This window comes from Micromonospora siamensis, from assembly GCF_900090305.1.
GTDB classification, from domain to species: domain Bacteria; phylum Actinomycetota; class Actinomycetes; order Mycobacteriales; family Micromonosporaceae; genus Micromonospora; species Micromonospora siamensis.
The window spans coordinates 4,545,341-4,569,621 of sequence record NZ_LT607751.1; the positions used below are offsets into that span (position 1 = coordinate 4,545,341).

The 24,281-nt window shown below is 71.2% G+C and carries 20 protein-coding genes; 2 read left to right on the forward strand and 18 right to left on the reverse strand.

Translation table 11 applies throughout. The features are described 5' to 3' along the window. Positions 1-15: 15 nt before the first annotated feature. Positions 16-1,248, reverse strand: a complete 1,233-nt coding sequence (locus GA0074704_RS20815; protein ID WP_088973852.1) for a cytochrome P450 family protein — start codon at positions 1,246-1,248, stop codon at positions 16-18. 259 nt (positions 1,249-1,507) lie between these two features. Between GA0074704_RS20815 and GA0074704_RS20820 the strand changes: the two genes are divergently transcribed. Further along, the gene (locus GA0074704_RS20820) at positions 1,508-2,266 is read left to right on the forward strand and encodes an LLM class F420-dependent oxidoreductase (RefSeq protein WP_088972053.1); all 759 of its coding nucleotides are present in this window, start codon (positions 1,508-1,510) and stop codon (positions 2,264-2,266) included. A gap of 84 nt (positions 2,267-2,350) precedes the next feature. Here GA0074704_RS20820 and GA0074704_RS20825 read toward each other — a convergent pair whose 3' ends face one another. After that, positions 2,351-3,133 carry a class I SAM-dependent methyltransferase gene (locus GA0074704_RS20825; protein ID WP_157743752.1) on the reverse strand — a complete coding sequence of 261 codons (783 nt, stop codon included), beginning with the start codon at positions 3,131-3,133 and terminating at the stop codon, positions 2,351-2,353. Between the two features lie 300 nt (positions 3,134-3,433). Between GA0074704_RS20825 and GA0074704_RS20830 the strand changes: the two genes are divergently transcribed. Next, positions 3,434-3,688, forward strand: coding sequence for an MbtH family protein (locus GA0074704_RS20830; RefSeq protein WP_088972055.1), 255 nt, complete (start codon positions 3,434-3,436; stop codon positions 3,686-3,688). Between the two features lie 320 nt (positions 3,689-4,008). Here GA0074704_RS20830 and GA0074704_RS20835 read toward each other — a convergent pair whose 3' ends face one another. The 16 genes from GA0074704_RS20835 to GA0074704_RS20910 form a co-directional block, all read right to left on the reverse strand. Next, positions 4,009-4,437 carry an SgcJ/EcaC family oxidoreductase gene (locus GA0074704_RS20835; RefSeq protein WP_088972056.1) on the reverse strand — a complete coding sequence of 143 codons (429 nt, stop codon included), beginning with the start codon at positions 4,435-4,437 and terminating at the stop codon, positions 4,009-4,011. Then, complete coding sequence (locus tag GA0074704_RS20840; protein ID WP_088972057.1) at positions 4,434-5,774, reverse strand: FAD-dependent oxidoreductase; 1,341 nt, start codon at positions 5,772-5,774, stop codon at positions 4,434-4,436. The genes GA0074704_RS20835 and GA0074704_RS20840 overlap by 4 nt, the downstream gene beginning before the upstream one ends. A 123-nt stretch (positions 5,775-5,897) precedes the next feature. Beyond that, positions 5,898-7,190: an MFS transporter gene (locus tag GA0074704_RS20845; RefSeq protein ID WP_088972058.1), complete on the reverse strand. Its 1,293-nt coding sequence runs from the start codon at positions 7,188-7,190 to the stop codon at positions 5,898-5,900. Positions 7,191-7,312: 122 nt separating this feature from the next. Then, the gene (locus GA0074704_RS20850; protein WP_088972059.1) at positions 7,313-8,107 is read right to left on the reverse strand and encodes a thioesterase II family protein; all 795 of its coding nucleotides are present in this window, start codon (positions 8,105-8,107) and stop codon (positions 7,313-7,315) included. A 7-nt stretch (positions 8,108-8,114) separates the two neighbouring features. Continuing rightward, positions 8,115-8,906: a TIGR03084 family metal-binding protein gene (locus GA0074704_RS20855; RefSeq protein WP_088972060.1), complete on the reverse strand. Its 792-nt coding sequence runs from the start codon at positions 8,904-8,906 to the stop codon at positions 8,115-8,117. Positions 8,907-8,927: 21 nt separating this feature from the next. Beyond that, positions 8,928-10,574, reverse strand: coding sequence for a GMC family oxidoreductase N-terminal domain-containing protein (locus tag GA0074704_RS20860; protein ID WP_088972061.1), 1,647 nt, complete (start codon positions 10,572-10,574; stop codon positions 8,928-8,930). Further along, the gene (locus GA0074704_RS20865; RefSeq protein ID WP_088973853.1) at positions 10,571-11,101 is read right to left on the reverse strand and encodes a DUF5987 family protein; all 531 of its coding nucleotides are present in this window, start codon (positions 11,099-11,101) and stop codon (positions 10,571-10,573) included. The genes GA0074704_RS20860 and GA0074704_RS20865 overlap by 4 nt, the downstream gene beginning before the upstream one ends. A gap of 48 nt (positions 11,102-11,149) precedes the next feature. Continuing rightward, a complete protein-coding gene (locus GA0074704_RS20870) occupies positions 11,150-11,596 on the reverse strand; it encodes an SCP2 sterol-binding domain-containing protein (RefSeq protein ID WP_088972062.1) in 447 nt (148 codons plus the stop codon). Continuing rightward, entirely contained in the window at positions 11,593-12,951 is a 1,359-nt protein-coding gene (locus tag GA0074704_RS29945; RefSeq protein ID WP_088972063.1) for a peroxidase-related enzyme, read from the reverse strand. The genes GA0074704_RS20870 and GA0074704_RS29945 overlap by 4 nt, the downstream gene beginning before the upstream one ends. A 10-nt stretch (positions 12,952-12,961) precedes the next feature. Further along, on the reverse strand, positions 12,962-14,008 hold the full coding sequence (locus tag GA0074704_RS20880) for an enediyne biosynthesis protein (protein WP_088972064.1): 1,047 nt from the start codon (positions 14,006-14,008) through the stop codon (positions 12,962-12,964). Continuing rightward, entirely contained in the window at positions 14,005-15,966 is a 1,962-nt protein-coding gene (locus tag GA0074704_RS20885; protein ID WP_088972065.1) for a CRTAC1 family protein, read from the reverse strand. The genes GA0074704_RS20880 and GA0074704_RS20885 overlap by 4 nt, the downstream gene beginning before the upstream one ends. Positions 15,967-16,063: 97 nt before the next feature. Continuing rightward, entirely contained in the window at positions 16,064-16,588 is a 525-nt protein-coding gene (locus GA0074704_RS20890) for a flavin reductase family protein (RefSeq protein WP_088972066.1), read from the reverse strand. Positions 16,589-16,600: 12 nt separating this feature from the next. Further along, on the reverse strand, positions 16,601-17,020 hold the full coding sequence (locus tag GA0074704_RS20895; RefSeq protein ID WP_088972067.1) for an acyl-CoA thioesterase: 420 nt from the start codon (positions 17,018-17,020) through the stop codon (positions 16,601-16,603). Then, positions 17,017-22,737 (reverse strand): type I polyketide synthase, encoded by a 5,721-nt coding sequence (locus tag GA0074704_RS20900; protein WP_088972068.1) that lies wholly within the window; start codon positions 22,735-22,737, stop codon positions 17,017-17,019. The genes GA0074704_RS20895 and GA0074704_RS20900 overlap by 4 nt, the downstream gene beginning before the upstream one ends. Further along, positions 22,734-23,729, reverse strand: a complete 996-nt coding sequence (locus tag GA0074704_RS20905) for a DUF1702 family protein (protein WP_088972069.1) — start codon at positions 23,727-23,729, stop codon at positions 22,734-22,736. The genes GA0074704_RS20900 and GA0074704_RS20905 overlap by 4 nt, the downstream gene beginning before the upstream one ends. 6 nt (positions 23,730-23,735) lie before the next feature. Then, positions 23,736-24,278, reverse strand: a complete 543-nt coding sequence (locus GA0074704_RS20910; protein ID WP_088972070.1) for a copper resistance CopC family protein — start codon at positions 24,276-24,278, stop codon at positions 23,736-23,738. Positions 24,279-24,281 lie beyond the last annotated feature (3 nt).

The following is a 24,281-nucleotide window of genomic DNA, read 5'->3' on the forward strand; positions in this document are numbered from 1 at the left end:
GCCGGACCGGGCACGTCAGGCCGGCGACGGCGCCGTGAGGTAGACCGGCAGGGAGCCGTAGCCGTTCATGATGAACGTGCCCTGCGGGGGGATCTCCTCCACCGGCACCGCGAGGCGGATGTCGGGGAAGCGGGCGAACAGGGCCGGCAACGCGATCGACGCCTGAAGCGCGGCCAGCGACTGGCCCATGCAACTGTGCGGGCCGTAGCCGAAGGAGAGGTTGGTCTTGTCGGCCCGGGTGATGTCGAACTGGTCGGCGCTCGCACCGTGCACCTCGGGATCGCGCCCGATGCCCGCGTAGGCGATGAGGACGAGGTCGCCCTGGGCAATCTTCACCCCGCCGATCTCGACGTCCTCGGCCGCGTAGCGGAACGGCAGCTGGGCCACCGCCGCGTCCTTGCGCACCGCCTCGGCGAACACGTCGTCCCAGCCGTACTCGCCGCTGAGCACCAGGTTGAGCTGGTCCGGGTTGCTGAGAAGATCCACGATGGCGTGCGCCATGACATTGCCCAGCGTCTCGGAGCCGGCGCCGAACATGACGTGCAGCGTGCCGACCATCTCCTCGTCGGTGAGGACCGCGCCGTCCTGCTCCTTCTGCGCGATCAGCAGGCTGGTGAGGTCGTTTCCCGGTTCCTTGCGCTTCGTGGCGACGAGTTCCTCCATCGCGGCGTGCCACTGCACCATGATCGCCTCAGCCTCGGCCCCCGTGTTCGTCGTCTTGCTGTTGGCGATGTTGCCCTCGAGCACGCTGTTCCGCTGCTCCTCGGGGACCCCGAACAGGTCGAGGATCACGCTCGCCGGCAGGGCATAGGTGAACCGGCCCTTGATGTCCACGACCTCACCGGGTGGCAACGCCGCAAGGTCGTCGAGCAGCTCGTTGGTGAGCTTCTCGATGTGCCCCCGGGCGCTCTGCACGCGGCGCGGCACGAACGCGTGGGAGATGAGCTTGCGCAGCCGGTCGTGTTCGGCGCCGTCGCGGGTCTGGACGTTGTCCATCATGACCCACGTGATCATCTCCCAGTCCGGCGGAACCTCGCCGCGCATGAGCGGCGGCCAGTGCTTCTTGCCGTTCTTGACGAACCGCGGGTCGGTCAGCACCCGCTTGGCCACCTCGTAGCTGGTGATGGACCAGGCGAGGTGTCCGCCGGGCAGCTCGACCTGGGCCACGGGACCCTGGGCCCTGAGCCGGGCGGCTTCGGCGTGGATGTCTTGTCCAGTGCGGTCCAGGACGATCGGGCATCTCTGCATCGGTAGCTCCACACATCCGCTAGGTATCGCAGCTATACGACGGTCTTGACGCTGCGCCGACGGTAGCCAGTGCGGCCGGCGCCCCGAATCTCCGAAAGTGCTCAGCACGCGTCCGCCAGGAGCCTGACGAAATGCCGTTCCGAGATGCCGGGTCCGGCGGACAACCTGGGAGATGCGCCAGCGATCGCCGCGTTGCCACGCTCGGGGGCGACCCAGCTCGTTCGATGTCGCCCGCGGGCGACCCGGGAGGCGTAGGCGTATGGCCAGATTCAAAGTCGGCGTGCAGATCAGGCCGCAGCACTGTTCGATGAGTCAGCTCCGCGAGGCGTGGCGGGCGGCCGAGGACCTCGGGGTGGACACGATATGGAACTGGGACCACTTCTTCCCGCTGTACGGCGATCCGGACGGCGCCCACTACGAGTGCTGGACGATGCTGGCGGCGTTGGCCGCCGACACCTCGCGGGTCCGTTTCGGCCCGCTGGTCGCCTGCAACAGCTATCGCAATCCCGACCTGCTGGCCGACATGGCCCGCACGGTCGACGAGATCAGCGAGGGCCGGCTCGTCCTCGGCCTCGGTGCGGGCTGGTTCGAACGTGACTACACCGAATTCGGCTACGAGTTCGGCACCGCCGGCGACCGGCTGCGGGCGCTCGGGGATGCCGTACCCCGCATCCAACGCCGGCTGGCGACGCAGAATCCACCCACGCCGCACCTCCCGCTGCTCATCGGCGGCGGCGGCGAGAAGGTCACGCTACGGATCGTGGCCGAGCGGGCCGATCTCTGGAATGACTTCGGATCGCCCGAGAGGTACGCGCACAAGAACGCGGTCCTCGACGAGTGGTGCGCGAAGGTGGGCCGCGACCCGGACGAGATCGAGCGGACGACCATGATCAACGCCGACGAGATCGACGACTACGACGCCTACCTCAAGGCCGGCGCCACCCACATCATCCTGGCCTGGGACGCGCCGTTCGACCCGGCCGACGTGGAGCGTCTGCTCGCCAACGCCAAGGACTGAGGCCGACCCACACTTTTTCAGGACGCGGAGCCCACCGGAGTCGGACCCGGTGGGCTCTACGCCGTTCGCCCGCACCACGTGCCGTCACTTGATACCGACGGTCAGCCGTATGTTGGCCTCGAACCTCGTCCTTCCGTCGGCGTCGGCGTAGCTCGCCAGCAGCTCCGCCATCCTGGTACGCGCTTCCGCGTGCCATTCGACCGGGATGTGCTCCCATGCCTCGCGCCGCCCGTTCGACCACTCGTACCGGTGGAACTGCTCCTCGTCCTCGAACGTCGTGTCGAAACTCAGGTGGGTCGTCGTCACCTCGCGCAGGCCGGCGTCGCGGAGCAGCTGTGCCACCGTGTCGTCGGCATCGAACACGGACTTCGGCGCTCTGCGCGGCGGCAGGTAGTCCTGCACGACCGCCATCACGTCGTGCATGCGGTTCGGGACGTCACGGAACGACGAGATGCCCAGCCGCCCGCCGGGCCGGAGCAGCGTCACCCAACGCCGCATCGCCGCGAGCGGATCGGGCATGAAGAACGCCACCAGCGATGCGGTGACGATGTCGAAGTGCGCTGACGGCAGGTCGGGCGTGGCGGCGTCGCCCTGCACGACGGTGACATTGCCTCGTCCGGCCGCGTCGGCCCGGGTCAGCTCCACCATCTTCGGCGCCAGGTCGATGCCGGTGACATGGTGGACGGTGTCGGCCAAAGGGAACAGCGCCGCGCCGCGCCCGCAGCCGAGGTCGACGGCGACGTCTGTCGGCTGCGGGCGCACCGCTGCGACCAGAGCACGGCCGACCGGCTGAAAGAAATCGATACCAACGCGATCGTACGTCGGCGCCGCGCGATCGAAGACGCCGGCCACCTTATCCACATCCATCAACTCAGCGTGCCATACCGCCGAGGAATCACGATTGTCTGACAGTGCTCCGCCCGGTCGACCGTCACCATTGCCGGAATTGACTGCGGCAGGCGTCCCAGCCGTGAATGGCGCTCCGCGGTCGAGCCATTTCATGGACGTCGTAACCGCGTCGCCGGCCCAGCAATTCGGAAGAGGCACCGGCACACGATCCAGCGGAATTCTCATGCGTGTCGTCGGATCTCCGCAGCGGGAACAGGGCCAGCCGCCCGTACCTGGTTCCCGGCTTCGGTACCTCTCGCATGAGAAGAGGACATCAGCATGGTCAACCCCTTCGAGGACACCGATGCGGCCTACCTGGTGCTGGTGAACAACGAGGACCAGCACTCACTCTGGCCCGAGTTCGCCGCCGTCCCGGACGGCTGGACCGTCGTACACGGACCCGTCGGCCGGGCAGCCGGCCTCGACTACGTCAACGACCACTGGCTGGACATGCGTCCGCGCAGCCTCGCGGCCGCCATGGCGGCTGACGCCGGGTCTGGCCCCGGGCAGGCAGCTGAACCGGCCGGGGACTGACCGCGGCCCGGTCAGTGGCCTGCCCGCTGGAGGGGCAGCCGTGCGGCGGGTACCGGACTCGGCCCCGCTCCACGGCAGCCCCGACCGGCAGGTGTGCGGCTGCCGACCGGACCGGCAGGCCGCCGTACCCGATCACCACGAGGCTGCCTGCGGTTCTCAGGCCGTCGACGAGTTGGCCACGGCAGCGTGCTGCCGTGGCCAACTGTCGTGGACGCGTACCCGATCTCGTTCGCGATGACCGGGTGGTGGGGTCGCCGTCCGGTCGGACACCGGCCGACGACCCCACCTGTCGGACACCCTCGTTCGGATCTCTCCGGCAGTCAGGCCGGATCGCGTGGGCTGTTCTGGTACACCGCCAGCTGCCAGCGGTCCTCCTGTCGGACGAGGATCCACGAGGCACGGATGGCTGCCGAGTCCGCCAGTGCCGTCTCGCCGGCGGCCAGCACCCCGCCCTCGGTCAGCAGCGCGACCGCACCGGCGCCGAGTGGCTTGATGTCCAGGGGGGACCCGGTCACCCGGGTGTCCTTGTAGGGGCCCTCGTACGCCTGCGCCATGAATTCCCGGATGTCGGCGCGCCCCTTCCGGTAGACACCGGGCAGGATCATCGTTCCGTCGGGGGCGAACAGTTCGGCGAAGGCGGTGGCGTCGTGCGCGGCCCAGGCCTGGACCAGCCGGCCCGGCATGGCGGCGATCTCCGCGCGATCGGTGTCGGTGAGCGCGTTACCGTGGTCCGTCGTGCTGGCAGTCATGCTGTTTCTCGCTTCCCTCTACGAGCGCCGGAATTCGGCAGCAGTACACGTGAGATGACGTCGGGGCGCATCAGCGTCTGTGGTGGATCGACCAGCCCGGCCGAGCGTAGGAACGCCCGCGAGAGGCTTCCGTCGGATGTCGCGGCGGCGAGCAGCCGCGGAATGTAGGCGTTTCCCATCCGGGCCTTCAGCGTTCGGCGGCCCCGTACCTCCGGGAAGCCGAGGTCGGACCCCGCGGACATGTCCCAGGGCGCGTCGATCACCTTGGCGAGGTCACGGAAGTACGCGCCCGGCCGGGGCGGCTTCGTGCCGAGGTGGTTCCGCAGGACGAGGGCTGCCATCGCGGCCACGGTCATGCCCTGGCCGTAGACCGGATTGAACACGCACGCCGCGTCGCCCGTCACCAGAAGGCCGTCGGGGAAGCGGGACAGGCGGTCGTAACGGCGCCGGATGCTCGCCGGAAAGTGGAACGAGTGCGGCTCACCGAGCGGCTCGGCGTCGCGGACCGCCTTGTACACCTCCGGGATCGGCAGCGACCGGACGTAGTCGAGGAAGCCCGCGTGGTCGGTGGGCGGACGATCGCCCAGCAGGCCGGTCAGCGACACGGCGTACCGGTCCGCGAGCCGGGCGAAGATCGCACCCCGTCGCATGTCCGGCGTCGCGACCGGGATGAGTGCGATGTCGTCGCCGATGGGATCGAACGGCAGTGGGGCCCGGAAGTCGCAGGTGGTGTACGTCAGGTCCATCGTGATGCGGTCTTCGCGGACGGTTGGGTAACCCATCTCCTCGAGCCACCGCGGCGTGCGCGAGCCGCGGCCGGTGGCGTCGACGACCAGGTCGGCCGCGAGCTCCTCCTCCTCCGCGCCGTCCCGGCCCTGGATCCGCGCGCCGATGACACGGCGGCGATCCGGCGACGTCAACAGGCCGCGAATATCCGTTCCTTCACGGATGGTGACGTTGGGCAGGGCCGAGACGCGGGCGCGGACATGAGCCTCGAGCAGCGGCCGGCCGGCGGCGACACAGACCAGGCCGGTGGGTGCCTTCTGGATCATCTTGCCGTTGAAGTACCAGCTCAGGCTGGTCCCGAAATCTCCGATGGGCACGCCCTGCGCGACCAGCTCATCGGTGAACCCGGGAAACAGCTCCTCGAGAACCTGCTGACCCCGGGCCAGCAGGGCGTGGATGTGATGCCCCTGCGGAACGGCGCGCCGGGGCCCCGTCACGTCCGAGATGACGTCGCGGTCGACCACCGTGACCCGCTCGTAGGCATCCGCGAGTACGCGTGCCGCGAGCAGTCCGGCGATGCTTCCGCCCAACACAACTGCGTGATCATTCATTGCACCAGCTCCTCACCCGCGGGCACGGCAGGGCCATCGATAAGCGAAAATTTTGGGAAATGAACTGAACGTACCTGGCGGAGGCGATCGGACCACCTTCCGGAATGCTCTCGCCGGCCGCCGCTAGTCGTGTGCGGCGACGGGCGCCGGCTGTGGGTTGCTCGCCGGCGTCTCGCTGACCGCTTCCTCCGCCGGACGGGTGCGTTCGCCCCAGCGCGCCACGGCCGGCGCCACCAGCCCCAGCAGCAGGAAGACCACCCCGAGCCCCACCCATCCGACCTGGCCCAGGCTCAGGACCACGCCGACCATGAGTATCGGAGCGGTCGTCGCGCCGAGGGTGACGCCGATCCCGCTCAGGCCCTGGTACTGGCCTTGGGCGTGTGCGGGGGGAAGGCCGAACTCGAAGGCGTAGGTGCCGGACACGTACCACAGCTCGGCCACGGTGAGCAGGACCACGGCTCCGATCAGCAGCAACAGTGCGGCCCAGCCGGCCAGGCCCACCGCCAGGCCGATCGCGGAGCAGCTCACCAGCAGCATGACGCCGGCACGCCGCAGCGCGTTGCCGCCCGCCCTGATCGATCCGGCACTCTTGCCGATGCGGGCCTGGAACAACACGACGAGGACGGTGTTGATCAGCAGGAACAGGGAGACGCTCCAGCGTGGCGCATGGGTGTTGTTGACCACCCACAGCGGGAGCGGTTGGGTGATCACCCAGTACTGCATGGACAGCAGGCCGCCCAGCGCCACGTAGGCGACGAACGGCGCGTCGGACAGCGCCACCCAGCGCGAACCCGATCTGCCCTCCGGCTTGGGCAGCGGCTCGTACCTCGGGATGCGCGCCAGGATGGCCCAGCTGAAGAGAAACGTGACGGCGTCACCGACGATGAGGCTGCGATAGGCCAGCGGGGTGCCGATCGTGATGGCGGCGCCGCAGAACAGCGTGCCGATCGACATGCCGAGACTGGCGATGGCGCGGTTCTGTGACCGATAGGCGACGACGTCGTCGCCGCCGACCCGCCGGACGAGCGCTCCGTTGGCGGCCCCGTAGGCGGAATAGCAGAGCACCTCCAACGACACGACGACAAGGAAGGCGAAGAAGCCCTGGACGAAGACGTAGCACAAGGTGACTATGCCTTGGACCAGCAGTACCGCCCTGACGATCTCACGTGGCCCGCGCCGGTCGGCCAGGTCGCCGATCGGCATGCCGCCCAGCAGCCCGACAAGACCCGCCAGCGTCATTCCCAGCCCCACCTGTCTGGTGGAGAGGTCCAACTCCTTGGTGAGGAACAGGGTCATGGACGTCCACACCAGACCCCAGCCGAACGTGTTGATGAATGTTGACAGCGCGAATATCCGCTTCGGGCCCGGCTCGGGGATCAGAAAAGCGGCTGCCCGGAGAGGTTTGAGTTTCGGCATGGCACCCCTTGATATCCGAAGTCGTCTCAGACAATCGCCGCCGACGGCGCCGCTGCGATCTTTCCGAGCCTCGCACGGGCGATCGACACCCGCCTCTTTCTGCTTGCTGCCGGCGTCGGGGCCTACGCCAGATGGCGTTCCAGGTCGCCGGCGATCCGGCGAAGGACCAGCTCGGAGTGATCGAAGATCGCGAAATGGCCGCCGTCCAGCCGGACCTGGGTGTAACCGGCGGTGGTCTCCTTCCGCCAGCCGGCGACCTGGTCCGGGGTCGCGAGGTGGTCCCGCGTGCCGGCGAACGCCGTGATCGGTACCGGCAGGGCGGGTCCGGGCTCGTAGCGGTAGTCGTCGTCCACCGCGAAGTCGGCCACGATCAGCGGCCGGAGCAGCTCCAGCAGGGGAAGGTCGGACAGCACCTCCTCCGGCGTCCCGCCCAGCGTGCGCAGGACGCCGGCCAGCCCGGCCGCCGACAGCCCGGACAGGTCGATCCGGTCGGTCGCGATGGTCGGCGCACGCCGGCCCGCCACGAACAGGTGGACCGGAAGAGGGCCACCGAGCCGGCGGACCTCGCGAGCCACCTCGAACGCGCACAGCGCCCCGGTGCTCAGGCCGAACACGGCGTACGGCGGACGTACCCACCTGACGATCTCCCGCGCCAGCGGCCGGACCAGTTCGCGCGCCGATGAGTACGGCCGCTCGGACCGTCGCCTCTCCCGGCCCGGCGGCTGCACGGGGCAACCGGCGATCGACGCCGGCAACCCCCGGACCCAGGACCGATAGAAGTTCGCACCGGCCCCGCCGTGCGGCAGGCACAGCAGGCGGATCGCCGCGTCGTCCCCGGTGCCGAACGGGAACCACGGGCTCCGCGGGGGTCCGGCGACCGTCCGACCCGTCGGGGCGCCGCCCCATGGCTCGGTCATCCTGTCGCTACCGGGAGGTGAACTGGCCGGGGCGGCGTCCCGGCCCGGCCGGCCCCCGGTAGGCCTGCGCGATGTCGAGCCAGCGGTCGGCCTGCTCGCCCTGCGCGACCAGCGCCAGGTCGTCGCGGTGCCGGCGACGGCTGACCAGCAGCGCGAAGTCGACGGCGGGACCGGTCACCCGCTCGGTGGCGTCGGCCGGGCCGAACTCCCAGACCACGCCGGACGGACCGGTCAGCTCGACCCGGAACTCCTCGGCCGGCGGGGTCGACCCGTGCGCCTGGTAGCCGAAGTCGCGGGTGCGGACACCGAACCACGCGAGGTGGCCGATCCGGTCGGTCAGCTCGCGGTGGCGCCCGACCGTGTCGGCGATGTCCTGGCCGTGGCCGAACAGCTCCATCATGCCGGCCGCCGCGAGGACCGACGGCGGTAGCGGAGTGGCCAGCCACGGGACGGTCTCGCCGGGCGCGACGACGGCCAGGGCCTTGGCCGCCGCGCTGCGCTCGTCGCGCCACCGGTCGACCAGCGCGCCGGTGGACAGCTGCAGGTATTCGGTCAGGGCTGCGTCCACCGCGCCCTGGAAGTCACGCTTGGCGTCGGCCGCGTGGGTCGCGAACGCCGCCGGGTCGCCGGCCGACAGGACGGCCAGGTGGGCCACGAAGGCCAGGTGCGCGATCTGGTGCTTGACGGTCCAGCCGGGAGCCGGGGTGGCCATCGCCCACTGGGTCGGGGTCAATCCGGTGACCAGCGCCTCGACGTCGTCGCCGTCGGCGATCAGGTCCTCGTAGACATTCGTTGACATGAGTCCTCCAGGTTGAGGGGGCTACGCCGGACGGACGGTCAGCACCGGAGCCGGGCGGCTGGCCTGGGTGGCCGGTGGCAGGGAACCGAGGTAACGCACGTCGACGCCGCGCGCCTGGGCGGCCCGGACGATGTTCGGCACGGCCCGCTCGGCGATGGCCGCGATGGTGAACGCCGGGTTGACCGTCAACGCGCCGGGCACGGCCGAGCCGTCGGTGACGAAGATCCCGGGGTGCCGGCGCAGCTCGTTCGTGTCGTCCAGCGCCGAGGTCTGCGGGTCGTCGCCCATCCGGCAGGAGGCCAGCGGGTGCACGGTGTAGGCGCCGATGACCTCGTTGGTCCAGGGCATCACCCGGGACAGGCCGTCGCGCTCCAGGATGTCGCGGATGTCCGCGTCGGCCAGCGCCCAGCCGTGCCGGGTGTTGGCGGTCGGCTCGTACCGCAGGTTGCCCCGGCTGAGCATCTGCATCGAGATGCGGTCGGCGTTTCCGGTCTCGGGCGGCGGGCCGAAGACGCCTTCGTTGTCGTCCTCGGACATGGTGAAGATGGTCAGCCAGGACTGCCAGCGACGCAGGATCTCCTTCTTCTCGGCGCCGAACCAGCTCGGGCCGGCGGCGTCGGGCACCTGGGCGAGGATCGTGCCGAACCCGGGCGGAAAGTAGAGCTGTTCCAGCGAGTACCGGCTGAACTCGGGCAGCGAGCCGTCGAGCCGGTCCCAGCTGGCGGCCGACGGCCCCCGTCCGATCTGGTTGGCCGCATAGGCGAAACCGTCGCCCCGGTCGAGGCCCAGCACGTCGCGGACCTTGTCCTCGTTCAGGATGGCCGTGTTGAGCCGTTCGCCGTTGCCGGAGAAGTACCGCCCGACCGCCGGCGGCATCGCCCCGAGGGTCGCCTCGGACCGCTGCAGGATGACCGGCGTCGCGGCCGCACCGGCCGCCACCACGACGATCTTCGCCGCGATCGCTCCGGAGTCGACCTGTATCCGGTAGTCGACCGGGTCGACGACCGTGTAGTGGACGACGAAGTCGCCGTCGGCGCTTCGTTCGATGCGCTGCACCTCGTGCAGCGGCCGGATCTGGGCGCCGTGGTCGACCGCGGCCGGAAGGTAGTTGAGCAGCAGCGAACGTTTCGCGTCGAACTTGCAGCCGGACATCATCCAGTTGCAGTTGGTGCAGCGGTCGGTGTCGATCGCCGCCGCGACCGGGTTGGCCGTACGGCCGGCGTGGTCACAGGCCGCCGCGAACACGCCACCGGCGTACGTCACGTCCTCCCACCGGCCCGGCGAGATGGGTAGGGCCTCGGCGACCCGGTCGTACCAGGGATCCAGCGAGGCGCGGGTGATGGACTCCGGCCACATCCGCCGGCCCTGACTGCCCTGCCGGTCGAACACGAAACTCGGCACCCGCGGCATCGCCGCGAAGTAGACGACGCTGCCGCCGCCCACGCAGTTGCCGCCCAGCACGTTCATGCCGTCGCCCATGGTGAACTCGAACACCCGGGTCGACGACGAGCCGAACCTGAAGTCGTGCTCGAACTCGTCGGCGGACAGCCACGGGCCCCGCTCCAGGACGACGACCGAGGCACCGCCGGCCGCCAGGTGGTAGGCGGGAATCGCACCGCCGAAGCCGCTGCCGATGACCAGGACATCGGTCTGCTCGTAGGCCGTCACTGGGGGTCTCCTGTCGGCGTCGTCCGGGGGTGGAGCGCGGCGAGGGGACGTCCGTAGGAGAATCGGCGGAACCGCCACACGCCGTCCGGTTCGGGCGGCATGAACCCCATCGCGGTCAGCCCCGGATGGCCCGACGCCATCGCGTCGGTGGTGTGCATGTGGGCACCGGTGTCCCAGGCCATCGCGCAGAACATGGCCAGCGCCACCCACAGCTCCTGCTCCGGGTGGCCCGGCGCCAGCAGTTCGCGGGCCAGGGCGACCCGGTCGGTGAACTCCAGCGCCACGAACGGTGGCACGCTCGGATCGGCGTCGAGACCGGTCCGGGTGGCGTAGTCATCCGCGTGCGCGTTGAGCCCCTGGACCAGGCTGTCCAGGGTGCCGGCCAGACCGCCCTGCGGGGAGGTCATCAGGTCCACGGCGCCGGACGCGACCGCGCCGCCGCCGCTCGCCGCGCCGGCCACCGCCCGGTCGTCCGGTCCACGACGCTCACCGGGGATGATCGTGTCGGCGTAGGCCTCCAGCGTCATCACCTCGGACGCCGACAGGCCCTCGAACTCTTCCACGTGGGACCCCCTTCATGGTCTCGGCGTGCCGAACAGGCTCGGAAACCGGGTCGTGAGGCCCAGGTCGCCGCGGGCCTTCATGCGCCCACGCAGGAACAGCAGCCTGGGGTTGGCGTTGCCGGTGACCATCCTCAGGAAGTCGACCGGCCCCATCGTCAACGTCAGCCGGGGAGTACGGGTCGGCACCGGCGACACCGTCAACGTGCCCCGGCGGATGACCAGTTCGAGGACGTCGTCGCCGCCGTCGGGGCGCCCGGTGACCTTCCAGTGCACGACCGCGTCGAGGTCACCGGCGCGGTCGGCCAGGAAGACCGCCGGCAGGTCGGCGACGATGTCGTCCAGCAGCGGGGCGCGACGCGGCGAACGCATCAGGTCCAGCAGCTCGTCCTCGGTGGCCGCCTTGACCTGCCGGGCGAAGCCGAGCCGGTCCCGCAGCGGACTCGTGTCGACGGGACTCATTCGGCCGAGGCCATGCCGTAGCCGGCCGCGACGACGCCCTGCGCCGCCGCCGCGTACGCGCCGCTGTCGCGACCGGCCACCGTGCCCAGCCCGTCGACGTAGCGGTTGAACATGCAGAACGCCGCGGCGATCAGCACCGTGTCGTGGATCTCGACATCGGTCGCACCGGCCGCCCGGGCCCGGTCGATCAGCCCCGTGGTCACCCGCCGGCCGCCCTGTTGCACCGCCCCGGCGATGGCCAGGAGTGCCTTCATCTGCTCGGAGACGGGGGCGGATTCCGGGTCCGAGCGGACCTTGGTCACCAGGTCCGAGCCGTCCGGCAGCTGCGCTGCGGCGAACGCCGAGTGCGACTCGCAGCAGAAGGTGCATTCGTTCAGGCCGGAGACGTACGCCGCGATCAGCTCCCGATCTCCCCGGGACAGCGAGTTCGGCTCGAACAGCAGCACATTCGCCAACTGGTTCAGCGGCCGAGCGGTCTCCGGCCGGAAGGCCATGAGGCCGACGATCCCCGGAAACCGGGTCTCGTCGACTCCCAGATCGATGTGCGCCATGGATTCCACCGTTTCCCCTCGGCGTCGTGGGACCGACGCGGTTGCCTCGATGGTGCTCCGCCCGCCACGGCCGGTCCTCTTCCTGCGTGCCGCGAACGCCTGCGCCCCGTCGAGTTCCCGGACCCGCACCCGGCGGGCCGACAGGACGGTCACCGCGCCGACGTACCCCGACCCGGGGTGCAGATCGACGATCTGGGCCGTCTCGACCAGGTCCGGGCGGTCGACGAAGCGGACCAGCCGCGTCGGCTCCTGCCGCGATCCCACCGTCAGGTGCGACATCGGGATGAGCAGCCCGTCGCCGGTCGCCTTGAGCACCGACTCCTTACGGGTCCAGGAACGGAGGAACGCCTCCAACCGGTCCCGCTGGTCGCGGATCTCACCGAACGCCCGAGCCTCCGCGTCGCCGAGCACGAACGGCAGCATGACGTCCACGTCGACGTCCGGATTGACCTGCTCGACGTCGACCCCCACCGGCCCGGCCGCGCACAGTGCGACCGCCACCCGGTCCCCGGAGTGCGAGATGGAGACGTGCAACGGGCTTCCCGCGACCTCCGGTCGTCCGTGCGGCTTCCCGCAGCGGGGGCACTCCCGGCGAAGGTCGACGTCGAGGGGATCGCCACCGTCGGACCAGGCCACCGTGATCTTGAGCAGGGCGGTGGCCGACACGAACCGACGTCGGGCCGCGCCCTGGTGGAACGATCCGGCGCGGATCCGCTCGGGCTCGCTGAGCAGTTCCTCGCACCAGTCCGGCGCCTGCGCCGGATCGATCCACCAGACGTGACAGTCGGCGGGCTGGATCCTCACGCCGACCGGGTCAGCTCGCGGGCGCGGCGGCGACCGTTGCCCGGCGGCGCTGCCGCCACCACCTGAGCCACCACATCGTGCCCCGGCCCAGGCAGACGAGGGTCGTCGCGAAGAACAGCGTGTAGACGATGTTGAAGAGCATGAGCACGCCGTACACGATGCCCACGCTCATGCCGAACATGAACTGGTCCCGCCCCCTCGTCGGGGTGGTGCCCGGGTCGGTGACCATGTAGTTCGTGTAGAGCAGGAACGCCACGCCGGTCATCGGCACCAGCGCCGCCCACAGGGCGACGTCCCAGCCCCAGTGCCGGACCAGGGCCTGGATGACGAACGAGCCGACCCAGCCCAGGATCAGCGGCACCTTCTTGGTCAGCACGGCGTTCAGCACCGTACCGGCGGCCAGCAGAACGACCGGAATCAAGATCCGGAACACGTCGGGTACGTGCTCGGTGAAGTGGTACGGCGGGGCGATGTTGACCCACGGGAACAGGACCAGCGTGGCGGTGATGCCGAAGTTGGACGGGTTCATGAAGTGCCGCCACCGGCCCTTGATCGGCGCGATCAGGACGGCCTTCTGGCTGACCGCGACCACCACGGCGAACGCGATCGGCCAGAACCGGTCGTTCGCGTACAGCAGCATGTTGCAGGCCAGCGTGGTGATGTAGGCCGGCAGGAGGTAGGTGTACACGCCCCAGGCGCCGTTCCCGGCGTACCCCGGCATGGTCTTGTTGGCCCAGCCGCTGATCGCCCCGATCACCAACTCGAGGCCCAGACCGATCGCCAGCGCGAGGAACGGCCAGGCCCAGGGCTGCTCGAATCCGAGGACGGTGTAGCCCAGGATGTTGAAGATGCTCATCGAGATGGCGAAGTTGCGCAGCGCCAGGTATCGCGGGTCGCGCTTGTCCACCCGGGCGGGTCTGGTGGCCCGCCGGTCGGCCACGGTCGCGAGGGCCGGCGGGACCGGCACCTCCCGGGCCGGCGGCGCGAGGGTGATGGTCGTCGGCGGACGGCTCCCGTTGAGCCCGTCGCCCGTCGTGACGATGTCCGACGCCGTCATTTCGCTGGTACCTCCTTGACCTGGTCGGTCAGCATCAGGTTGTGCCAGCCGGCCCGCAGGTCGACTGTCTGCACGTGGGTCTGTCCGGCTACGTCCCGCCAGCTGATCTCGGCCGAGACCGGTTGCGAACCCTGGTCGCCCAGGCCGAAGAACACGTCGAAACTGCGTTTGCCGGAATGGCCTCCCCCGCCGTCGAGCTGGGCGACCTGCCGGTGGCCGTCGGCCGTGGTCACCAGGACCTGGGCCCCGTACGCCGGGGTGCCGACAGGGCCGGCGGTCGGGCCGAGCGTGGCCGGCCGGTACAGGCGCAGGCCCAGGTAGTTGCCGCGACCGGTGTTGCCGTTGCGGTAGTAGGCAGGCGGACCCCACTGGCGGGCGATGGCGAAGTCCTGCCCGCCGTCGGCGTTCGTGTCGGCGACCGCCACGCCCCGGGTCGGGATCGTCGCGTCCAGGCCGAGGCTCTCGCTGAGGTTGAGATAACGGCCGCGGCCGTCGGGCGCCCAGAACGCCATCGGTTCATGGCCGGCGATGTCGTCCCCCGGACGGGCGTTCGGCCACATCTCCGGGCTCTCGAGCAGCATGTCGTTGCTCATGGCCAGTTCCTGCAGCCAGTTGAACCGGTTGATGGTCCCCCGGACGAAGCCGCTGGCCTGCACGATGGCCAGGTGGCCACTGTTGTCGAAGTCGGCCATCTTGGCGTCCCAGCCCCAGCCGGTCCAGGCCATGTCGCGCCGGGCCGCCTCGTTACGGTACGGCGCGATGCCCGCGTCCAGGTCGGCCCGGGCGCCGGCGGCGCTGGTCGCGGTGTTCACCCAGACGAAGTTGCTCTCCTCCAGCCCCCAGGCGACGGTGATGTTGCTGACGAACGCGTCGAACCGGCCGGTGCCGTCGAGGTCGCCGAAGTCGATGCCCATGCCCTTGAACGAGTCGTTGCCGAGCACCAGGGACTTCGGCGTGGTCGCGTCCCGCCGGCCGGCAACCAGGGCGAACGAGATGTGCCCCGGGGTCGACGTGTTGTGGAACATGCGGTCCTGACCGAAGTCGTTGGCCACGTACAGCTCGGGCAACAGGTCGCCGTCGAGGTCGGCCGAGCTGGCCGCCAACGTCCAGCCGGTGGCGTAGCGCGGGTCGATGGCCGGCTGTTCCCGGTACGCGACCGACGAGGCGGTCGCCCCGGACCAGTGCAGGATGTGCGCGCCGCCGGCGTTCTGGGCCCGGGACATCGAGTGGTTCATCACCACGTTGGGCTGCCCGTTCGGGTCCAGTACGCCGCTGTCCGGGAAGTAGTTGAAGATCCCGAGATCCGGGTGGCCGTCACCGTCGAAGTCGGCGACCGCCACCGCGTTGGTGTTCCACTGCTTGCCCTGGTACGTGTTACCGGGCGCGACCGAGGGCTCGATCAGCTCGGTCGGCTGGTAGCTGGCGATGGTCAGCGGACCCGACTGTGCCCGGTGCAGGAACACCACGGGCGTGCGGCCCCAGTAGTAGACCAGCAGATCGGTCCAGCCGTCGCCGTTGAGGTCGCCCGGGACGCAGCCCATCGGCGCGATGGTGTCGGCCATCGGCAGCGGGGCCGGATCCAGCACGAACGGCTGGTAGGTGTCGCCGCCGGCCGGGGCCGGGGTGACGATCACCGAGTCGGACCGGGTGTCGACCAGGCACAGGTCGTTGGCCACGCCGTGGCCGTCCAGGTCGTTGACGGAGATGGCGGCGCCGACCGACGAGGTCCACGACCGGATGTGCTCGTAGCGCGGGTTGACCACCCGGACGCTTCGCTGCGGGAGGTTGTCCGGCAGCGCGATGGGCATCTCGGTGAAGCGGAATCGCGAGGCCAGGGCTTCCCGGTCGGCCGCCGCCACCGTCGGCCGCTGCGCCACGACCAGCAGCGTGGCGGCCAGGGCGATGACGAAGAGGGCCGGGGTGAGCCGGCGGACCAGAGGTGTTGAGCTCGATCGCATCGGTTTCTCATCTCGACGGGGGATGCGCGGTCTTGCGGTGGAATCATGGGATCGACCGCCTCGACGCTTCATCTCGTGCAGTGCTCCGTCGCGGGACTCAGTGCCCCACGCTGGTCGGGACGCGGAACTGCCCGTTGATGAACAGCAGCGCGTCGTCGCCCGGTCGGCGCCACAGCGACACCAGCCGGCCGACGTAGATCGTGTGGTCGCCGGCGTCGTGGCGGTGCTCCAGCTCGCATTCGAGGTGGGCCAGCGCCCCGTCGATCAGCGGGGCGCCGCTGTGCCCGCCGGGGTACCACGACACCGGGTCGAACTGGTCGCGGCCGACCGGCCGCCGCTTGTCGGCGAAGTACCGCGCCACCTGGGACTGATCGGACGCCAGGATCGACACCGCAAAGGCGGTCCGGGTGGCCAGCACCTCGTGCATGAGTGCTTCCCTCCCCACGCAGACCAGGACCAGCGGTGGGTCGAGCGAGACCGAGGCGAACGAGTTGGCGGTCATGCCGTGGGGAAGGTCCCCGCCGACCGTCAGGACGGTGACCCCGGTGGCGAAGGCGCCGAGCACCCGCCGCAGTGACGCCTTCTCCTCGACGGACTCGCGAACCAGCTGAAGCCTTTCCACATTCGCCTCCGGCTAGGAGTAGGGCTGGAGGGCCTTGACCAGCGCGTCCGGCACGCGGGCCGGAGTCGTCCGGGTGTTCGGCCCCCGCATGCAGGCGACCCGCTGGCTGCCGCGAGCGACGAGGGTCTCCCCGTGCTCGTCCAGCCGGATGTAGTCGAAGCCGAACTGCACCTGGGTCTGGGCCAGCTCGGTCAGGCGCATCCGGATCGACAGCTCGTCGAACGCGGTGAGCTCGGCGAAGAACTCGCAGTCGACCTTGAGGGTGAACAGCTTCAGGTCCTGCTGGAGGTCCTCGAGGACCGAAGGCGCCCGGTCCTTGAGGAACATCTCCCGGCAACGCCCCTGCCACCGCAGGTAGTTGACGTAGTAGACGTTGCCCACCATGTTGGTTTCCTCGAACCCCACGACATGGCGGTACTCGAAGTACTTCATGCGCGTCCTCCACTGAGAATGGCCACGGCGAGCTTCCCGCTCGCCCCGGACACGGTGGTGACGAAGGTGGCCACCCGCTGGTCGTCCCGTTCGAGCACGACCCAACCGGCCGGTCCGGCCGTTGCCACCCGCCACTCCCCGTCACCGGATCGACAGTCCAGCGCGGCCCGTACGCGCGCCGCCGCCGCGTCGAGCGGTTCGCCGGCGGCCTCGGCCACCATCCGTGCCGCCGTCGCGTGCGGGCCGAGCTGATCGGCGCCCTGGCCGGCTACCGGCTCGACGGCGCAGCCGACCGGATCGACGGCCGCGACGCACAGGGCGAGCCCGGCGGCCGAGCTGGTCGACACGTTCCTCCCGCTGACCGAGGGGCGGCCGTCCCTGGTGTGGCGGACCTTCGCCGGTGCGCCCAGCGCCCGCCCGACCGCGACCGTGGCGGTCGACCGGTCCAGGCCGGCCGGCGCCGGTTCGACCGCGACCGCGATCGCCGATCCCAGCACGTCGTCCAGCGCGCGTTCCAGGTAGGAGCCGAGCAGGACCGGATGCCAGGGCCCGGAGCCGTCCAGCTTGCGCACGGCGCGCAGCCGCAGCCCCTCCCATCGCTCGACGACGGTGCCGGACGCGTCCCGCAGCGCGATGTCATAGACATAGGTGTCGCCGTCCCGCGACCGTTCGGTGGCGCGGAACCGCAGCGTGTCGGCGTCGAACATGGCCGCACCGGCCGGCACGATCCGTTCGATTCCCTGCGGCAGCAGCGTCGCGTCGGGTACGCACACCTGGTTGCCGTGCATCATCGCGTCCCGTACGCCCGGGTCGCCGAGCAGCAGCGTGGCCGGCAGGTACGCGGCGAACCAGTCGGTCGAGGCGTCGGCCGCCACGGTGGCGTCGACATCGCGGGCGGCGACGCGGTGGTACGCCCGCAGACGCTGGAAGCGGCGGCCCTGGAACAGCACCGGCCCGTAGAGATCGGTCGCCGGGTCGAGCGGCACGTCGGGCAGGCCGGGTGCGGTCTGCTCCGGCGCTCCGGCCGCCGGGACCGCGGGGGCGAAGCTCAGCCGCGCCCGGAAGTGGTCGGCGTCGAAGCCGGTCTCCTCGCCGCGCAGCGCGACCTCGACCGTGTCCGGGCCGGTGACCACGGCCGCGACCCGGATCCGGGTGGCACCGTGCAGCGGCACCACGATCGGCCGGAGGAACTCCGCGTCCTCGACGACGGGCGCTCCGGTGGCGCCGGTGACGGCCGCCGCCACCTGCGCCATGGCCTCCATGCCGAAGACCGCCGGGAACAGCTGGTTGCCGTCGAGCACGTGGTCGGCCAGGTACAGGTCGGTGCCCGCGCTCAGCTCGACCTCGCAGACGAGTTCCACCCCGTGGTATCGCAGCAGCGGACGGTCCACGAAGCGCAGCAACGGCAGGGCCGGCTCGGCGTACCGCACCGTGTCGATGCCATGCGTCCGTCCGCTGATCACCACCGTCTCCGGGGCGTCCGGGTCGGCCAGCAGGCGACGCAGCACGGCGACACCCTGGTCCGGCGAGATCGCGCTGACCCCGTCGCGGTCGAGCGATCCGACCACGTCCAGCCGTTCTCCCATGCCGACGCCCGACCACACCGACCATTCGAGGCACATCGTGCGGCAGTGCGGGTTCCGTCGACCGAACTCGGCGGTGGCGTGGGCCAGCCACTCGTTCGCGGTGGCGTAGTGGGCCTCGCCGGGCAACCCGGCCCGACCGATGATGCTGCCCAGGGTCACCAGCAGCCGTACCTGGCGCGGATCGACCGCGGCCAGCACCGTCTCCAGGCCGCCGACCTTCGGCGCCAGGGTACGGGCGATCATTTCGGTGTCCACCGAGGTCAGCGCGGCCGGATCGTTTCGGCCGGCGCCGTGCAGGACGGCGGTGACCGGGCCGAGCGCCCCGGTGAGCCGGGCCACCGCCTGCCGGACCGACGTCGCGTCGGTGACGTCGGCCCGGGCGTACTCGACGGTGATGCCGGCCTGCGCCATCCGGGCCAGGTTGGCCGACAGCTCGGTGTCCCGCTCCGGGTCGGACCGGCCGAGGAGAGCCAGGCGGGCTCCGGTGTCCTGAGCCATGACCAGGGCGCACTCGGCCGTGATGCCCTTGCCGCCGCCGGTGACCAGCAGCACGTCCCCGGCGGTGAGGGCGTCGACACTGCGAGCCGGGGCGAACGGCAGCACCCGCAGCACCGGTGTCCGCCGGGTGCCGTCCGCGTCGTAGTGCACCTCGGAGAACGACTCGGTCGCGGCGGCCTCGGCCGTCACCCGGGCCACCGCCTGGTGGTCGTCGGCCAGGTGGACCACGGTCACCCGGGTCCCGGGCGACTCCAGATGAAGCGTCTTGGCCAGGCCGGCCGCGCCCCGGCCGTGCTGGACCAGAACGAACCGCCGGTCACCGGCGAGGGCCGCCCTGGCGCCGCGCAGGGCCAGCTCCAGGTCGGATTCGGCGCAGTCCGGCGGCAGGCAGGTGAGCACACCCGCGCCCACCCCGGCGCGGGCCAGAGCGGCCCGCAGATCCGCGGCGAACGGGTGATCGGACGGTGCGAAGACCTGCCACTCGCCGTCGTCGCCCCGGGCCGGCGCCTGCGGCGGCGGCGCGACGTCCAGGTCGACCGACCAGGGCCGGACCCAGGGCGCTGATCCGGTCGGCACCGAGGCGGCCGGCCGGTCCGGCTCGGCGTCGAGGGGCAGGGCGTCGAACGCCTCGGCGAGTTCCCGGATGGTCGAGGTGGCGAAGTTGCGCGGCACCTGCCCGGCCGGGATCCCGAGTTCGGCGGCGACCTGGTTGACGATCTGACCGACGGTGATCGAGCTGAGGTGCAGGTCGTCGAGGAGCAGGCTGTCCTGGCGGACCAGGTCCAGCGGCAGTTCGGCCCGGACGGCGGACAGCTGCCGCAGCAGTTCCAGGCTCGACGTCGCACCACCGCCGGTGACGGCCGCCGGGACGGTATCGGTCAGCGGCGCCGGCGCGGCCGGTCGCACCGGGGCCGCGATACTGATCGACGGGGCCGTCTCGCAGGGGTTGCTGAAGAACGTCTGACGGGCCCCGACCTCCAGCGGCTTGAGCAGCCGGCCGTGGAACAGGGTGGAGTCGACCTCGGTCGCCCCGACCACGAACGCCGCTCCGACCGCGCACAGCACGCCGCCCAGCGACTCGTCATCGGTGTCCAGGGCCACCGCCCGCAGGTCGGCGGCGGTGGCCAGACCGGACAGCACCCGGCCGGGACCGACCTCGATGAACAGGTCGACCTCCTTGGCGGCGAGCGCGAGCGCCGGCTGGAACAGCACCGGATCGGTGATCTGGTCGCGCAGCAGGCGGGTGAGGTCCGCGTCGGCCGGCAGCGGTTCGCCGGTCACGGTGGACATCACGCGACCGGTCAACGGCGCCCAGTCCTGGCCGTCGATCGACTTCCCGAACACCTCGGCCGCGCCGGCGACCAGTGGCGAGTGGAACGCGTGCGACACCGGCAGCCGGCCGGCGCCGTAACCGGCGTCGCGGGCCCGGGCACAGGCCGCCTCGACCGCTTCGACCCGGCCGGCCACCACGACCTGCTGCGGGCCGTTGTAGGCGGCGACGACCACGTCGAGGCCATCGGTGATCTGGTCGACGGCGCCGGGTGGAACGCTGATCCCGGCCATCGCGCCGGTCGCGCCGTGCTCGCTCATGGCCCGGCCGCGTTGGCCGGCCAGGCGCAGCAACGCGTCCTCGTCCAGCGCGCCGGCCCAGTGCAGGGCCGACAGCTCGCCGAGGCTGTGGCCGACGGCCACCGTCGCCTCCAGCCCAAGCGAGGACAGGACCCGCAGCCCGGCGAGCGAACCGGTGACGATCCGCGGCTGGGCGACCTCGGTCGCCACGGTGTCGCCGCCGGTGGGCAGCGCGGCGGCCGTGTACACCTCGGCAGCCTCGGCGAACCGGCGCCGGATCGCGCCGCCGCTCGTACCGTGGCCGGATCCCTGGCCCGGGAACAGGTAGCCGATCTGGCCGCGCTTGGCGAAGTGTCCGAGCAGGGTCCGCCCGTCCGGGCTGAAGCTGGTCGTCTCGCCCGCCTCGACCTTCTCCAACAGGCTGCGCAGCCGGGCGACCGCGTCGGTGGGCGAACTGGCCACCACGGCCGCGCGGTACGGCAGCTCGCGGAGCTGCCGATGCAGCGTCGCGGCGAGGTCGCCCAGCTGGGCGTACGAGATCACCGGTACGAAGTCGACCAGCTGGCGCAGTCGGTCAGCCAGCTCGCTGGCCGACGCCGCGTCGACCAGCAGCAGTTCCCGATCCTGGATGGCCGCGGCCATCGCCCGGGTACGGACGTCGAACCCGTTGCGCCGCTTGGTGTTCTCGAGCACGACGTGGGTGTTGATCCCCCCGAAGCCCATGCCCGTCACCCCGGCCCGGTACGGACCGGCAGCCGACCACGGTTCGGCCCGGCGCAGCACGCGCAACGTCGCGTCCGGAGCGGTCAGCAGGTCGTGCGGGTCGTCACAGCCCAGCGCCGGCGGCAGCACCTGGTGGTGGACGGCCATCGCCGCCTTGATCAGCCCGGCCACGCCGGCCGCCGCCTTGGTGTGGCCGATCATCGCCTTGATCGAGCTGACCACGGCCGGCGTCCCGGTCGCTCCCGCGTCCCGCCGCGCCTCGGACAACGCCCGCAGCTCGGTCGCGTCGCCCACCGCGGTACCGGTGCCGTGGCCCTCGAACAGGCCGACCGTCTCGACCCCGAAGCCGGCCCGCTCGTACGCCCGCTGCATCGCCAGCTGGTAGCCGCTGGTCTCGGGCCGGGTCATACCGCCCTTGCCGTCGGAGGAGATGCCCCAGCCGGCCACCGTCGCGATCACCCGCTGGTTGCCGCGCCGGGCGTCCTCCTCGCGCATCAGGACGACCATGCCGCAGCCCTCACCGGGCCAGAACCCGTTCGCGCCGCGGTCGTAGACCTTCATCTCGGAGCGGGACAGCGCGCCGGTCTTGGCGAAGCCGATGACCTCGAACGGATCGATCGACAGGTCGACCCCGCCGGCCACGGCCACGTCGATCGTGCCGTCGACCAGGGCATTGCACGCGGTCGCCACGGACAGCAGCGACGAGGAACAGGCGCCGTCGACGGTGTAGCCGCCGCCGTTGAGGTCGAAGTAGTTGCAGATCCGGCCGGCGATCGTGTTGGACAGGCCACCGGCCAGGGTGTCCTCGTCCACCTCGGGGAACGGGGCCTTGTAGGTGCCTTCCAGCGTCGACAGGAACGCGCCGAGCCGGTCGTCGTCCCAGCCTTCCCGTTGCAGGGCGGCGGCGACGGTGCGCCGGACGAACGGCCAGCGCAGCCGCATCTGGCTGGCCCGGGAGAATTCACCGGTGAGGCTGTTGCCCACCACCACGGCGGTACGCGGCCGGGGCAGGCCCTCCCCGTTCGGGAATCCGGCGTCGGCCAGGGCCAGCGCCGCGACGTCCAGGGCGAGCCAGTGGGTGAGGTCGGTCGACCGGTAGGTGCTGCCGGCGACGCGGTAGGCGACCCGGTCGAACTCGTAGCCCTCGATGACCGCGGCCGTCCGCGCGTAGAACCGGTCCGGGGTGGCCGGATCGGCCGACCAGTAGTCGTCGAGGTTCATCCGCTCCGCCGGGAGCTGGCGGAACGCGCGCCGCCCGGCGATCGCGTTCTCCCACAGCTCACGCGGATCACTGGCATCGGGGTACCGGCAGGCCATGCCGACAATTGCGATCCGGGTCATCTCGACTCCTCGCCGATCGTTGCGTAGTGGCTGGACGGCACCAGCGCCGCGGCGATCCGCTGCCGCCAGATCTCGTACGCCGGGACCAGGCCGTCAGCCGGAAGGTCGACGCGAGCCTCGTCGGTGACCGCCTGGGCCGCCGCCACCGATCGGCCGCAGAAGATCTGCGTGGCCATCTCGTTGTGCGGGACGACCAGGTTCGCCCGGGCCCGGGCGGCGGCGCCGAACGCGGCGCCCTGCGCCAGCTGCGGCAGGTAGTCCTGAGCGTGCGCACACAGCGCGGTCAGCTCGGCCTCGGTGGCGCCGCCGGCGTAGGTGGCGGCCAGCCCGACCCCGCTGTAGAGGTCGGCCCGCCGGCGGCGCGAGTAGCGCTCGACCAGGCTGGCCACCACGTCGACGTCGGTGCCGCCGATGAACCACAGGGCGCGACCGATGCCCTGGTCGGTGGCGCGCGACGCGTAGTAGCGCGCGGTCGGGTCACGCCACGGGATCGAGGGGTCCTCGTACCGGTCGTAGACGTAGCGCTCGGTCCGGAAGTACGCCTGGTGGAAGCCGTACCCGTCGAGCACCAGCCAGCGCAGCAGCGGGTCGGGCGCGTGCAGCGTCGACCACCGGATCCGGGGCAGGCGGGCCATCGCCCAGCCGACGCCGACGTACGCCATGTAGAGGTGGTCGGCGGCGGCGCCGGCGAGGAACCGCTCCACGTTGTGCCCGCCGCCCGGACGCAGGCCGTCGCGGACCGCGAAGGCCATGGCCGCGCCCTCGTAGGCGAAGCCACGGAACCGGGTCGGCACCTCCTCCAGAGGTGCCACGGCGGCGTCCGGAGCCGGCGCCTGCGCGGCGAACCCGTAGCCGTCGAGGAACGTGCCGCCGACGCGCTCCAGCAGTTCGCGGGCTTCCGGGCTCTTGTCGTGGAAGCCGCGAACCTCGAGACGCGTAGCCGATCGGGGGGGTGTCATCATCTTGCGCCGAAGGACGCGAAGCGCATTCATGGTGGGCTACTCCTGTGCCGTTGACCTGGCCGGACGAGGCCGGTGGACGAGTAGGGCGATCAGAGCGACGACGAACACCGCCGCGACGACGGTGAGCGCGACGCTGAGCGGGTCGTCGCTGAAGTGGTTGTGGCCGGTGACCGGAGCCGGCGCGGCGAGAGACCCGGACGGCGACACCTGGAAACGGCTCGCGCCGGAGAAGGTCCGCCCGTCAGCCAGCACCACGTGGTAGGCGAGCACGTACGCGCCGTCGTCCGCGATGGTGACCGGCTGGGTGATGTCCGTGCCGGCGACCGCGGCAGCGCCCGAGGGCACGAGTTTCCCGCGACCGTCGGAGACCCCGATGTGGATCTGCTGCGGCCGTACGGCCGTGTCGAAGGTGAGCGACACCTGGCGGGGCGCGTCGCGCAGGACCGCCCCGTCGGACGGGAACACCGGCCCGAGGTGGGCTCCGGGGCCGCTCTGGGCGGCCAGCAGCGCGCCGATCGCGACGACCACGGCCGCCGCGGCGCCCGCGGCGATTCGCCCCCACCACGTGGATCGCGTCATGGG